Annotated in this window: 9 protein-coding genes; 7 read left to right on the top strand and 2 right to left on the bottom strand. The window is 70.0% G+C overall.

Features of this window, described 5'->3' with window-relative positions; translation table 11 throughout:
* Positions 1-2,217: glycosyltransferase family 4 protein (locus HNV26_RS34395; RefSeq protein WP_253817322.1), on the bottom strand; the 2,217-nt coding region annotated here is incomplete at its 3' end.
* Positions 2,218-2,442: 225 nt separating this feature from the next.
* Between HNV26_RS34395 and HNV26_RS34390 the strand changes: the two genes are divergently transcribed.
* The 3 genes from HNV26_RS34390 to HNV26_RS34380 all read left to right on the top strand — a co-directional run bounded on the left by HNV26_RS34390 (position 2,443) and on the right by HNV26_RS34380 (position 7,800).
* A complete protein-coding gene (locus HNV26_RS34390; protein ID WP_253817321.1) occupies positions 2,443-4,608 on the top strand; it encodes a DUF4912 domain-containing protein in 2,166 nt (721 codons plus the stop codon).
* Between the two features lie 25 nt (positions 4,609-4,633).
* On the top strand, positions 4,634-6,223 hold the full coding sequence (locus HNV26_RS34385; protein ID WP_171445125.1) for a glycoside hydrolase family 57 protein: 1,590 nt from the start codon (positions 4,634-4,636) through the stop codon (positions 6,221-6,223).
* Positions 6,224-6,318: 95 nt separating this feature from the next.
* Positions 6,319-7,800 (top strand): trypsin-like peptidase domain-containing protein, encoded by a 1,482-nt coding sequence (locus HNV26_RS34380; RefSeq protein WP_171445126.1) that lies wholly within the window; start codon positions 6,319-6,321, stop codon positions 7,798-7,800.
* Positions 7,801-7,866: 66 nt separating this feature from the next.
* Here the strand turns inward: HNV26_RS34380 and HNV26_RS34375 are convergent, their stop codons facing one another.
* Complete coding sequence (locus tag HNV26_RS34375) at positions 7,867-9,804, bottom strand: GGDEF domain-containing protein (RefSeq protein ID WP_171445127.1); 1,938 nt, start codon at positions 9,802-9,804, stop codon at positions 7,867-7,869.
* Between the two features lie 178 nt (positions 9,805-9,982).
* Between HNV26_RS34375 and pgeF the strand changes: the two genes are divergently transcribed.
* From pgeF to HNV26_RS34355, 4 genes are all read left to right on the top strand, one after another.
* Positions 9,983-10,744, top strand: coding sequence for a peptidoglycan editing factor PgeF (gene pgeF / locus HNV26_RS34370; RefSeq protein WP_171445128.1), 762 nt, complete (start codon positions 9,983-9,985; stop codon positions 10,742-10,744).
* A gap of 83 nt (positions 10,745-10,827) precedes the next feature.
* A complete protein-coding gene (locus HNV26_RS34365; RefSeq protein WP_171445129.1) occupies positions 10,828-11,688 on the top strand; it encodes a tetratricopeptide repeat protein in 861 nt (286 codons plus the stop codon).
* Positions 11,689-11,714: 26 nt separating this feature from the next.
* Positions 11,715-12,920, top strand: a complete 1,206-nt coding sequence (locus HNV26_RS34360; protein ID WP_171445130.1) for a LysM peptidoglycan-binding domain-containing protein — start codon at positions 11,715-11,717, stop codon at positions 12,918-12,920.
* A 140-nt stretch (positions 12,921-13,060) separates the two neighbouring features.
* Positions 13,061-13,509 (top strand): DNA-processing protein DprA (locus HNV26_RS34355; RefSeq protein ID WP_171452967.1); only part of this gene is annotated, 449 nt, incomplete at its 3' end.

Here is a 13,509-nt window from a genome sequence, read left to right as displayed (position 1 = left end):
GATGGGGGTTGGGGTTGGGTACTCTTCCGGCCGGCTTGAGGAGTCGGTTCCCCGGCTGCTGGCTGCGCGCGTGGGGAGGAGCTCCTGGAGCAGCTCGGTGGGCACGCGGATGATGGGCGTGGGCGCGGGTGGTTCGTCCCGCTGGCGGTCGTAGGGCGAGCGCACCACCGGCGTGTGCGAGGGTGGCTCGTAGCGCGCTTCGATGACGGGGCTGCGGACGACCGGGGTTGGCGCGGGGGCTTCATCCGCGTCCCCGGCAGCTTCGGTGGTGCCCGCGTCCGTCCGGTTCAGCGCGGTGGGCGCCTTGATGATGGGCGTCGCTGATGACGTCTCGCTGGAATCCGCGCCCACGGGGGAAGGAGACCGGCCCGGAGGTGGGGGGACCCTGACGACGGGCGTTGTCGCCGAGGCTCCGCTTCCGTCCTCGTTCAGCACCGAAGGCAGCCGCCCGGAAGACGATGGCGCCTTGACGATGGGCGTTGCCCCCGAGGCTTCGCTGTCGCCGTCACTCTGCACGGCGGCGAACCGGCCGGAGGAGGCGGGCGCTCTCACGACGGGAGTCGTCGCCGCGTGCTCACTCGTATCGTCGCTCGCCGTCGAAGACGCCTGCGCTGACGGAGCCGGCGCCTTGACGATGGGCGTCGGCGACGGGGGTTCGTCCGCGTCTTCGACCTCCGTTGCCTGAACGATGGGAAGCGCGCTTTCAGCATCGTCGTCGTCGCTCGCGTCGTGCGCGGAACCTTCCGGCGTCGCGTCGTTGCCGGGCACGCTGGACGCGGCGTCCTCGCTCCCGCGGACCGTGGTGGTCGCGGCATCGGCGGCCGCTGCGGAGCGCTCTCGCAGCGGCGCGCCCATCACCACGGGCGGCTCGATGGGATTCGTCTCGAGCTCCGTCTTGATGAGGCGCGTGTCGAGCCCCTCATCGAGCACCTGCCCCATGACCAGCGGCAGGTCTTCGCGCGCACGCCCCGAGGCAGGCGCGTCCTTGTCCTTCCGAGGCTCCGGCGCCTTCTTGGAGACCGGTGCCGCCGTGGGGGAGGGCTCGGGAGGCAGCAGCGCCGCCAGCCGGTTCGTGGGTGTTCCCGTCACCGTGGTGGGCGCGGGCAGGTTGTCCTCGCGCGTGGTGGAGACGGGCTCCGACCGCTTCTCCAGCAGCGAGTCATACAGGTCCAGGAGCTTGCCGCGAATGAGCCCCGCGTCGAGCGCCGCCTCCGCGTGTGCCCGGGCCACCTGGCCCAGCTCCAGCCGGCGTTTCACGTCGCGCGCCAGCTCGATGATGCGATCGGCCAAGGCCTGACTGTCGCCCGGAGGGAAGAAGACACCCGCGCCAGCCGGGATGAGCTCCCGCGTCACGGGCAGGTCCGCCGCGATGACGGGGCGGCCCGCGGCGCAGTACTCCGACACCTTCGCCAGCGGCCCGCCCTGAACGCGATTGCGCTCCACGTCATCCATGGGCAGCACGCCCACGTCCGCGAGCGCGAGCACCTTGGCCAGGTCGTCGTGGTGCACCGGGGGTTGGAACTCCACCCGGTCGCCCAGGCCCAGCTCCTTCACCAGGTCATCCAGGTGCGGCTGCCAGTCCGCGTGGCGCGCGCCCACCACCGTGAGGCGCACCTCTTCCTTCCGGGCCGCCACCTCCACCGCGCGCAGCAGCGTGGACAGGCCCTGCCACCCGACCTGGCTGCCCAGGTACATCATCCGGAGCGGTTCGCCGTCCGGGGCGCCCAGCACCTCGGGCGTGAAGGGCTGGAGGTCCACCGGCGCGGGGAGCACCCGGACCTGCTCCTCACTGGCGCCGAGCGACTGGATGTACGCGCGCGTCGTCTCCGAGCCGGTGACGACGAGGTCCGCGTTCATCAGGCAGAACAGCTCCTGCCTGCGAATCTTCGACAGGAAGCGCCGGTCCCCCTCCGTCTGCGGGTGGGTGTACCGCAGCTCCTGCGAGGGGAACGTCTGGGCCTCGTAGATGAGCCGGTACCCATAGTCTCCCTTCAGCTCGCACAATGCGTATCCGCCGAAGGGATCCGTGAAGTGGGCGAGCGCATAGTCCTCGCTTTCGAGCTGCCGGCGCACGGCCCGCTCGAAGGCCTGGATGCGCGAAGCGAGGTCCCCCGAGCCTACCGGGACGCGCAGCAGCCGGGCGCCCTGGTACTTCTCGATGTGGGAGTGGTCAGGCGTCTTCGCCGACAGCACCACCACGGAGAAGCGGTCCGGCAACGCCTTCAAGTACTCGGTCAAACGCCGGGATGAACCCGACGGACCGGGGATGACGTCGAAACTGCACAGGAGCAGTCTGGGCAGGTCGCTCAAGCGTGGGCAGGATACCTAGCCGCCCCCTGAGTGTCATCGGTTGATGGAACGAGAAAGGGGGTCGGGCGAAGAACACATGTAATGCTGGCACGTTGACCCTCTACGACCAGCGACCTAAAGGCCGGCTTGCCTATGGAAGACCTCAAGAGCGTGACGGTCAGCTACCTCAGGGAGTTGGCACGGAAGCACCTGGGGAGCGGCTACAGTCGCATGAAAAAAGAGGAGCTGCTCGCAGCCCTTGCCGCCTATGTCCCCGCCCTGGCGAAGCTCGCCCGGTTGGCGGGCATCCGAGTGCTTCCCAAGCGCTCGGCCGCGAAACCCGCTGCATCTCCTGCCCGGGCCCCGGCCGCCAGGAAGGCGAAGGCGCCCACCCCTGACGCCGCGAAGGCGCCCCGGAAGTCGAGGACCCCGACCGCCGCGAAAGACCAGGGCAGGGTATCCGCGCCCAAGCGGGTGGCCGCCAAGCGGGCCTCCGAGAAGCCCGGGAGCAAGCCGACGGTCAAACCCGCGAAGGTGGTCACGTTCCCGCCCAAGCCCCGTGTGGAACGGCCGCGTGAGCCGGTGACGCCCGTCATGACTTCCGTCACGAGGCCGCTCGTTCCCGCGCCGGAACCGATGCCGCGGCCCGTTACACGGTCCGCGCCCGTGCAAAGGCCCGCGGAGCCCGTGGAGGAGGGCTTCTTCGTGGCGCGCGTGGCTGGCGAGGCGGAGGCGCGCAGGCACCACCTGGTGGAGAGCGCGCCGGTTTCGCCGCCGCACCCCGTGGATGCCGAGGATTTGGGGGAGCTGCCGGCGGGGTACCAGGATGACGCCGTCCTCCTGTTGCCGAGGGACCCGCACACGCTCTTCGTGTCCTGGGACTTCAGCCTGGGGGCCCTGCTGCGGGCGCAGGATGCACTGGAGGCGCCGCGTACCGTGCTTCGAGTGTTCGGTGATGAACAGATGGAGCGGGAGTTGGACTTCGCGGTGGAGGCTCGCGGCTTCTACATCCCAGGGTTGCCGTCGGGGCGGACGTATCGCGTGGAGGCGCACTTCGTCGGTCGTGATGGGCGGAGCTGCCGCATCGGTGCTTCGAGCAACCGTGTGACGTTGCCTCCCGCGGGTGTCTCCACGGATTTGACGGTGCGTTTCCTTCGGGTTCCTCCGCTCGAGGCGGCGCCACCCGCGGCGATCGTGGAAGCGCCACCGCCGGAAGAGGAGCGCGAGTACGTGTCGTGGCGCCGGGTGAACCTGCCGGGCAGTGGTGGCGTGCTGGATGTGCCGGAAGTCCACAGGGAGCGTCGAGGCAGGGACATGACGGAGGCGCACCTGGAGGCCCCCGCGCGAGCGCCGGGCGCTTCGGACCAGCGGTACGTGGAGTCGGTGGGGCGCGTGCCTGGGGCTTCGGACCAGCGGTACGTGGACTTGGTGGGGCGAGCGGCGGGGGCTTCGGACCAGCGCGATGTGTCGGTCGCGGCGCAGCGGAATGCGCGCGAGCTGCGTGGCCCCGTGACTGCTCCCGCGTCGCACTACCTGGAGACCCTGGGCCGTGCACCGGGGGCTTCGGAGATGCGTCATGCCGGGAGGGGGCACGGGCCCCGTGCGTATCTGGATGTGAAGGGCATCCCGGGCGCATCCGACCTCCGCTACGCGGAAGGCGGCGCGGCACACCAGGCAGGCCGTGACACGTCACCGCATCGCTACCTGGACGTGCAGGGCATTCCGGGGGCATCGGACCTGCGCTACGCGGAAGGCGGTGCGACTCGTGCGCGGGTCAGCGGCGCTTCGCCTTATCGCTATCTGGACGTGCAGGGCATTCCGGGAGCATCGGACCTGCGCTACCTGGAGTCAGCCCCGCAGCGGGCAGGCGCCTCGGAGCGTCGTTACCTGGATGCCCCGGAACGGGCGTCGGGGGCATCGGAGCGTCACCACCTGGATTCCCCTCCGCAGGGGACAGGCGCCTCGGGTCGAGGCTTCCTCGGTGCTCCGACTCACCCGTCGGGCGCTGCCGACACGCCGGCACACACAGAAACCGGAACCGCCGCGAAGGATGCTCACGGCGCCGGTACTCGTTCCCCCGCGGTCGAGGCTCCGCCACGTGCATCCGGCGCCACGGCACCGGGAAGCGACGCCCGCGCGCAGGCAGACGCCGACGAGGAGGACCACCGCTACTTCGAAGTGCCGCGGTCCCGTGCGGAAGGCGCGGTGCATCGCCGCACGGCGTCTCCTTCCTCTTTCGAGGCCCGAGAGGACCACGCGACCCACGGCGCGGCGGAGCCGCCTCCCCGGAAGCCGCCTTCGGACGATGGCCGCTCCTGAACCCGCACGGAGACATTGAACGACCATGAGCCTGGGTTCCCTCGCGCTGGTGCTCCACGCGCACCTTCCCTTCGTTCGGCACCCCGAGCATGAGAACTTCCTCGAGGAGGACTGGCTCTACGAGGCCATCTCCGAGACGTACCTCCCGTTGCTCCAGGTCTTCGACGGACTGGCGGAGGACGGCGTCCCGTTCCGCCTGGCGATGACGCTGTCTCCGACGCTCGTCTCCATGCTGCGCGACGAGCTGCTGATGAGCCGCTACGCACGGCGGCTGGACCTGCTCTGCGAACTGGGCGCGCGAGAGGTGCATCGGACGCGAGACGACGCCACCTTCGGCCCCATTGCCCGCTTCTACCGGAACCACTTCGACTCCCTGCGCCGCGCGTTCCATGACCGCTACAAGCGCGACCTCGTCGCCGCGTTCCGGCGGCTCCAGGACGCGGGCTACCTGGACATTCTCACCTGCAACGCGACACACGGTTTCCTGCCGTTGATGCAGCAGGTACCCGAGGCCGTCCGCGCCCAGGTGACGGTGGCCGCGAACCACTACCGCCAGCACTTCGGCAGGGACCCCGCCGGCATCTGGCTCGCTGAGTGCGGCTACTACCCGGGCCTGGAGCGCCTGCTGGCCAGCGAGCGCATTCGTTACTTCTTCGTCGACACGCACGGCCTGACGGACGCCGTGCCCCGGCCCCTGCATGGCCCCTACGCACCCGTCTTCACCGAGGCGGGCGTCGCCGCGTATGCCCGAGACCCGGAGAGCAGCCAGCAGGTGTGGAGCACCGAGCACGGCTACCCGGGCGACCCGGACTACCGCGAGTTCTACCGGGACATCGGCTGGGACCTGGACCTGGACTACATCCGCCCCTTCATCCAGCCCACCGGCGAGCGCAAGAACACCGGCTTCAAGTACTTCCGCATCACCGGGAAGACGAACGAGAAGCGCCCGTATGATCCGCTCGCGGCGCGTGCGCGGGCCTCGGTGCATGCGGGCAACTTCCTCTTCAACCGCCAACGGCAGATTGAAGACCTGGCCTCGCGCCTGGGCGGCAGGGAGCCGGTGGTCGTCGCGCCCTATGACGCCGAGCTCTTCGGCCACTGGTGGTTCGAGGGGCCCCAGTTCCTCGACTTCCTCATCCGCAAGGTCGCGTATGACCAGAAGACGTTCCGGCTGGTGACGCCGCTGGATGACCTGCGGGAGCACCCGGAGAATCAGGTGGCGACGCCGCCGCTGTCCTCGTGGGGCGCGGGCGGTTACGCCAACATGTGGCTCGACGGCAGCAATGATTGGATCTACCGCCACCTCAACCACTGCGCGAAGCAGATGGTGGAGCTGGCGCGGGACTTCCCGGATGCCAGTGAGTTGCAACGTCGCGCGCTCAATCAGGCGGCCAGGGAGCTGCTGCTCGCCCAGTCCTCCGACTGGGCCTTCATCATGAAGACGGGCACCATGGTGGAGTATGCCCAGCGCCGCACGCGCGAGCATATCCTGCGCTTCCAGCGCCTGCACGCGCAGCTGCGCGGCGGCGGTCTGGACGAGGGCTGGCTCTCTCTGGTGGAGGGGCGGGACAACCTCTATCCAGAGCTGGACTACCGCCTCTATCGGCCTGCCTGAGACCAGGGGAGCAGGGTGGGGGGATGTGTCCTCCTGTCGCCACGTCAGACGGTTTGGCTTGCGGGGCAGGTTTTCGGCTTTAGCTTGGTCTGCATATGAACCGTTCGACCGTCTCGTTCCGGAAGGCGCTCGTCGCCGCGCTCCTGGTCGCGTTGCCTCCCGCTGTTGCTGTCGCGCAGGCGCCAAAGACGCCGCCAGCGGCCACCCAGCCGGGCGCCGGGAACGTCCTCCAGCCCGCGACACGGGAGGCCCAGGCGCTTCCGTCGCTGGCGCCGCTGGTGGAGTCGGTGAAGTCGGCGGTGGTCAACGTGGACGTGCAGGCCCGAGGGGGCGGCGTTCCGCGTGGGATGGAGGACAACCCGCTCTTCGAGCGCTTCTTCGGTGGAGGCCGCGAGGGCGGCAGTCAGCGCCGCGAGCCGCTGCGCCAAGGGGCAGGCTCCGGCTTCATCATCGACCCGAAGGGCGTCGTCCTCACCAACAACCACGTGGTGGAGGATGCCGTCAGCATCACCATCCGCCTGGATGACGGACGCAGCTTCAGCGGCGAAGTGGTGGGGCGTGATCCGCTCACGGACGTGGCGCTCGTGCGGCTCAAGGAGAAGGTGGAGAACCTGCCCACCGTGAAGCTGGGCGACTCGGATGCACTGCGCGTGGGTGACTGGGTGGTGGCCATTGGCAACCCCTTCGGACTGGCCTCCAGCGTCAGCCTGGGCATCGTCTCCGCGCGGGCGCGTGAGATTGGCGCCAGCCAGTACGACGAGTTCCTCCAGACGGACGCGGCCATCAACCCGGGCAACTCGGGCGGTCCGCTCTTCAACATGAAGGGCGAAGTGGTGGGCATCAACACCGCCATCGTCGGCGGTGGCTCCGGCATCGGCTTCGCGGTGCCCAGCAATCTCATCGGTTCACTGCTGCCGCAGCTGGAGAAGGAAGGCTCCGTCACGCGCGCATGGCTGGGCGTGGGCATCCAGGACTTGACGCGGGACCTGGCCAGCGCGCTCAAGCTCCCCGTGAATCAAGGCGCCATCCTCACGCAGGTGATGCCGTCTTCTCCCGCGGCGAAGGCGGGCCTGAAGCAGGATGACGTCGTCATCGCCATCGACGGCCGGACCGTCACCTCCAGCGGCGAGCTGACGCGCACCGTGGCGCTCAAGCGCCCCGGAAGCACCTCCACGTTGACGCTCTATCGCGACGGCAAGAAGCAGGACGTGAAGGTGACGCTCGGCACGCGGCCGGACCTGGAGGGCGTGGCCTCGGGGAAGCAGCGGCCGGAGGACCAGCAGGAGAGCTCCCGGCGCGTGGGCGTCAGCCTCCAGAACCTGGACGCACGCACCGCGCAGCAGGCCGGCTTCACGGACAGCAGCGGCGCGCTCATCACCGACGTGGTGCCCGGCTCGCCGGCGGACCGCGCGCAGTTGGAGCCCGGCATGGTCGTCATCGAGGCCAACCGCAAGAAGGTGGAGAACGCGGACGCCCTGGCCCGCATCATCAAGGGCGCCGCGTCCGGGAGCACCTTGCTGCTGCGCGTGACGGCACCGGGCGGGGCTCGCAACCTGCGCGCCCTGCGGGTGCCGTGAGGCCGCACGAGGAGTGCGCGGACCTGCTGCTGCGCATGGCGCAGCCGCTCGTGAGCCACTGAGCGCCTACGCCTTGGCCACGCCACCCGGAGGAGTGGAGGAGGCAGTCACTGCGGGAGGCTCGGCCGTGGGCGTGTGCGGGCCCCGCTCGCGGCCCGGGTGCAGCTCCATGCCGGCCTCGTACTGGGTGGTGCGGTTCCGGCCGGTGCGCTTGCTGAAATAGAGCGCCGCGTCCGCGCAGTCCACCAGCTCTTCCTGGGCGGAGGCGTCGGAGGGGAAGTGCGACGCGCCAATGGACACCGTGACGTGGTTGCCCGGAAGGCCCGGCTGGACCAGCTCCACGGATTCCGCCACGGCGCGGCGCAGCTTCTCCGCGACCTCCATGGCCTCCGCCTTGTTCGTCTGGGGCAGGAGGATGACGAACTCCTCGCCGCCGTAGCGCGCCAGCGTGTCCACCTTGCGCACGCGCTGCCGCAGCACGTCGCACACCCGGCGCAGCGTTTCGTCACCCACGCGGTGGCCGGCCAGGTCGTTGATGCGCTTGAAGTGGTCCACGTCCACCATGAGCAGCGCCAGCGGGGTGCCGAAGCGGTTCGAGCGCGCCAGCTCCAGCTCCATGCGCTGGAAGAGGTGGCGGCGGTTGGGCACGCCGGTGAGCGGGTCCGTCATGGTGAGCTTCACCGTCTCCGCGTGCAGCCGGGCGTTCTTCACCGCCGTGGCCACCACGTCCGCCACCGCGTTGAGCAGCTCGATTTCCTCCGCGGAGAAGCTGGCCACCTGGGGGCGCTGGAAGTTCATCACGCCCAGCAGCGTCTCCATGTGCACCATGGGCGCCGCCAGCAGCGCGCCGCTGTTCAGCCCGCCCTTCACCAGGTCCGGCTTGGCGAACACGCTGGAGCGGTCCGACGTGTCCGGCAGGTACACCGACTTGCGCGTCTCCGCCGCGCGCCCGCAGGCGCCTTCGCCCAGCGCGAAGGTGAGGCCCTCCGCGCCGCGGCCCTCCGGCCAGGCGTGCTTGATCTCCAGCAGGTTCTCCGGGTTCATCAACATGATGGAGAACTCGGGGATGCGCAGCCGCTCGGTCACCAGCCGGGTGACGGCGTCCAGCAGCTCATCCAGCTCCAGCGTGGCGTTGAGCGAGCGCGCCACGTCGAAGAGCAGCGACAGCTCCTTGAGGCGGTCCTCCAGTTCGTCCTTGAGGGCCAGCTTCTCCTTCACCAGCTCCAGGTCTCGGTGGGTGTCGATCTCCTCCGCCTTCATGGAGGTGAGCCGCGCCAGCATCTGGTTGAAGGCCGCGCCCAACTGCGCGAGCTCGTCGGTGCCTCGCGCCTCCGCGCGCACCAGCAGGTCGCCCGCCTCCGCGCGCCGCATGGCCACGCTCAGCTTGCGCAGCGGGCGGGTGAGGACGAAGTGCAGCGCCAGCCCGGTGATGAGCGCCAGCAGCACCACGAACAGGCCCATGGAGCCGAGCGCCGCGCCGAACACGGACGACAGCTGCTGGTGCAGCGCCGGCTCCGCCATGCGCAGCTGCAGGATGCTGGCGCCCGGCACGTCGCCGGAGGTGTGGCAGCCGGCGCACTCGGGCCCGCCGAGGGGACGGATGACCTCCGTCATCTGCGCCACCGAGCGCGCCCGCTCCGGGCCAGGGGCCGTCAGCCGCGCGGCCTCCGGGTGCGTCGTGCCTTCTTCACCCGCGCGGCGGGACCAGAGGATGCGTCCATCCGGCGTCAGCACCCGGACGTCCTCCACCGAGCGGAAGAGCCGGGTGTCGGAGCGCATCACCTCCGTCACCGCGCCATGGGCCGGAGCCCCGCGCGCCTGCGGGAGGGTGAAGGTGGATGCGACGAACTCCGCCAGCGCCAGCGACTCCACCTGGGTGGCGTCCTGGACCGCGACCCGCGCCTCACGCCAGAAGTGGCCGACGCCCAGCAGCGCCACGAGCAACCCGGGCAGGGCGATGCTCCACAGCAGCTTGCGACCAACGGTGTCGGGACCCAGGGGCATACGGGTGCTCGCGGCTCTCGAGCGCGGAGTTTCGGACGGGTTTCACGGAGTTTGGACGGTCCATGAATTGTCAGGTGGCTGACGCTACCTGTCAAACGAAGCAGCGAAATCATCCTACGATTGCGCTGACGCTGGATCGCCTCCTGGTGCATCAATCAGGTGGATTCCTGGAGATTCCATGTCGACCGAGTTTCTCACCTCCGCGCTGTTGCCGGTGCCGCACGGCTTCACCACCCGCGCTGGCGGTTGTTCAGAGGGGCCCTACGCGTCACTCAACCTGGGGTTCTCCGTGGGCGACGAGCGGGCGCGCGTGGAGGAGAACCACCGTCGCCTTGCACAGGCCGCCGGCGCGCCGCTCGAAGCGCTGAGCCGCGTGTCGCAGGTGCATGGAGATCGCGTGGTGGAGGCCCGGAGCGGGGAGGGGGCCCAGGGGCTGCGCCCCACGGAGGGCGAGGCGGACGGCCTGTGGACGCAGGCACCGGGAAGCTGGGTGGCGGTGGGCACGGCGGACTGCGTGCCGGTGCTGCTGGTGGACCCGGATGGGCGCAGCGTGGCGGCGGTGCACTCCGGCTGGCGGGGGACGGACGCGGACATCAGCGCGCGCGCCGTGGAGGTGCTGGTGGCGCGCGGTGCGAGGCCGGAGCGGCTGCTGGCGGCGGTGGGGCCCTCAATCCAGGTCTGTTGCTACGAGGTGTCGGAGGAGCTGGCGCAGCGCTTCCGCGCGCGCTTCGGGGATGAGGTGGTGCGCTGGGTGGAAGGCAAGCCGCAGCTGGACCTGACCCGCGCGGTGCGTCAGACGTTGGAGGGGGCGGGGCTCAAGCGGACCCATATCGATGTACTACAGGCCTGTACGGCGTGTGATCCCACGCGCTTCTTCTCCCACCGGCGGGACGCGGGGCGGACGGGGCGGCACCTCAATTACGTGGTACACCGCTTCTAGCCACCCCGTGTGGGGGCCGATTTCTTGACGCTCTCCGACGGGCCTTCCTATCCTCGGGGTGACCCCTCTGCTGAAAAAGGCCCGTGCCCGCGCGCTCCGTCATCTTCCGTCTGCTCGCCGCCGCGCCCCTGTGTGCGCTGAGCGCTTGCGCCACCACCGCTTCCTCGGAAGCGGAGGTGAGTGCGCTGCGCTCCGAACTGCGCACGTTGCGCGCGTCCCAGGAGCGGCTGGTGGAGCGGGTGGCCCGGTTGGAGGCGCACGACGCCGTGTCGCGCGCGGGGGCTTCGAGTGAGAGCCCGTCGGCGCGTCCCATTCCGGTCAAGGTGGAGGCGTCCGCCCAGGAGTCGCTGGGCGCCACGCCGGAGCTGGCGGTGGTGAAGCTCAAGCCGCGCCATGAGCCCGCGCCGAAGCTGCCCACCGCCGTGGCGGTGATGGAGCCGGACGACGAGCAGATGGAGATGTTCATCAGCCCCGCGCCGGACGAAGGGGCCGGCGCGTCGGCGAGCGCCGCGTCGGCCGCGAGCATGGTGGCGTCGAACGAGGACGCGGGGGAGCAGCAGGACCCCGACGTGCTCGACGCGGAGTTCGACAAGGCCGTGAACATGCTGCGCACCGGCAACGTGGAGGGCGGGGTGGAGAAGCTGCGCCGCTTCGCCGATGAGAACCCGCGTCACCCGCGCGCCGACAACGCGCTCTATTTCAGTGGGTTGGGCCAGATTGGCCTCAACGAGTTCAAGGGGGCCGCGAAGACGTTCGAGCGGCTCATCGACAAGTATCCCGCCGGGGACGCCATGCTGGACGGCATGCTCCGGCTCGCCGAGTGCCGGATGCGGCTCAACCAGTCCGCGGATGCCAAGGTGCTCTACACCCGCGTCGTCACCCAGTTCCCGGGGACGGCGGCTGCTACCCAGGCGGAACAGCGGCTCGCCGCGCTCCCCCAGTGATGCTTCTTTCGAAAGGACGTCCCGCGATGCGCTCCCGGATTCTCACCTCGCTGATGTTGAGCCTCGCCGTCGCGCCAACCGCGTACGCCCAGCAGGAGAACGAGGAAGAGCAGGACACGGGCGGTGAGATGGGCGGCGCCGAGGTGATGGACGAGGCGCCCGATTCCGCGCAGCCGACCTCCGTCGCCATCCCGCCCGGCGCGCCCCGGGGCCGTGAGAGCGCTCCCGGTGAGGTCCACTCCGTGGAGTCCGGTGACACGCTGTGGGACTTGTCCCAGCGTTACCTGGGCAGCCCCTGGTACTGGCCCAAGGTCTGGTCCTACAACCCGGAGATCGCCAACCCGCACTGGATCTACCCCGGCAACCAGGTGCGCTTCTTCGCCGCGGGCGAGGAGGTCCCCACCCAGGTGACGGAGATGGTGGTCGACGAGGGGGACGTGACGGCCCCCATGGAGATGACCTCCAACGACCAGGTCACCGTGACGGGCAAGATTGGCGTCGACCTGGCCAACTCCATCCCCGTGACGACGCAGGGCTTCGTCACCCAGCGCGAACTGGACGAGGCCGGCCGCATCGAGGGCTCGCCCTCCAACGCGGTGATGCTCTCCTTCCCGGACAGCGTCTACGTGCGCTTCAAGCGGAAGGGTGACGTGAAGGTGGGGGACCGCTACGTCGTCTACCACACGACCCAGGCCGTGAAGCACCCGGTGACCGGGCGCCCGCTGGGCTTCCTCACCGACTTCGTGGGCACCCTGCGCGTGCAGCGCGTGGGCGACGGCATCGTCACCGCGCAGATCATGGACACGTGGGACGGCATCGAGCGTGGCGACCTGGTGGGCCCCGTGGGTGAGCGCCTCACCGAGCGCGTGGCGCCGAAGCCGAACGCGAAGCAGGTGGACGGCACCGTCATCACCGCGCTGGTGCCGTACCTCACGGTGCTGGGTGAGAACCACAGCATCGTCGTGGACAAGGGCAGCGCGGACGGCGTGGAGCCGGGCAACACCTTCACCATCCTCCGCAAGGGGGACCCGTCCCGCCACGTGCTGGGCCACGACGTGCGCAAGCCGTCCAAGGAGGAGCAGTCCTTCCCCTGGCGGAACATCGGCGCGTGCATGGTGACCGAGGTCAAGGAGCGGACCTCCAACTGCCTCATGACCCGCTCCCTGGAGGAACTGGTCCCCGGCGACCGCGCCCACATGTCCGCGGGCTCGTCGCCCTCGGCCAGCCGCTGAGCGGCGCGGCAGGAAAAATGCAATGGGCCCCTCGGATGGAGGGGCTGAGTGCTTGACCGGTGGCGGTCCGGTGTTTATGTGTCGCGCCCCTCCCAGCGGCCCCACCTTCTATATAGGTGGGTATCGAGCGGGGGACGGGTATGGCGGACGCTGAGACGGACATCCTCACGGCGGAGCAGCAGGCATGCCTCGCGCTCTGGGCCGTTCCCGGCCTGGGGCCGAGGACGCTGGTCGCCCTGCGCGCGTTCGCGGACGGAGGCCTCGCGCCGCTCGCCGCGACTCCGGTGCGAGATTGGGTGTCCCAGGCGCCGGTTTCCTCACAGGTTCGCCGCAGGCTCGCCTCCGTTGAGCGCCTGGCGCCGGTGGCGTGGCGGGTGTGGGAGGCCTGCCAGGCGTCGGGCATGAAGGTGGCGTTCCAGGGGCAGGCGGCCTATCCAGAGCGGCTGGCGGAGGTGGAGGACGCGCCGCCGGTGCTCTTCTACCGGGGCGTGCCGGGGCTGCCGCGGCGCCGGCTGGCCATGGTAGGCAGCCGTCATCCGGATCAGGGCTTCCTGCCGTTCGCGCGGCGCTTCGCCCGGCAGGTGGCGGC

Source organism: Myxococcus xanthus, from assembly GCF_013116825.1.
In the GTDB taxonomy this organism is placed as follows: Bacteria; Myxococcota; Myxococcia; order Myxococcales; family Myxococcaceae; genus Myxococcus; species Myxococcus xanthus_B.
The sequence above is the reverse complement of the archived record's forward strand: the minus strand, read 5'-3'. Positions and strand labels throughout refer to the sequence as shown.

Coding starts and splice junctions, on each gene's coding strand:
- HNV26_RS34375 (WP_171445127.1), bottom strand. CDS start 9,804: ATGCCCCTGGGTCCCGACACCGTTGGTCGCAAGCTGCTGTGGAGCATC.
- HNV26_RS34380 (WP_171445126.1), top strand. CDS start 6,319: ATGAACCGTTCGACCGTCTCGTTCCGGAAGGCGCTCGTCGCCGCGCTC.
- HNV26_RS34390 (WP_253817321.1), top strand. CDS start 2,443: ATGGAAGACCTCAAGAGCGTGACGGTCAGCTACCTCAGGGAGTTGGCA.
- pgeF (WP_171445128.1), top strand. CDS start 9,983: ATGTCGACCGAGTTTCTCACCTCCGCGCTGTTGCCGGTGCCGCACGGC.
- HNV26_RS34360 (WP_171445130.1), top strand. CDS start 11,715: ATGCGCTCCCGGATTCTCACCTCGCTGATGTTGAGCCTCGCCGTCGCG.
- HNV26_RS34385 (WP_171445125.1), top strand. CDS start 4,634: ATGAGCCTGGGTTCCCTCGCGCTGGTGCTCCACGCGCACCTTCCCTTC.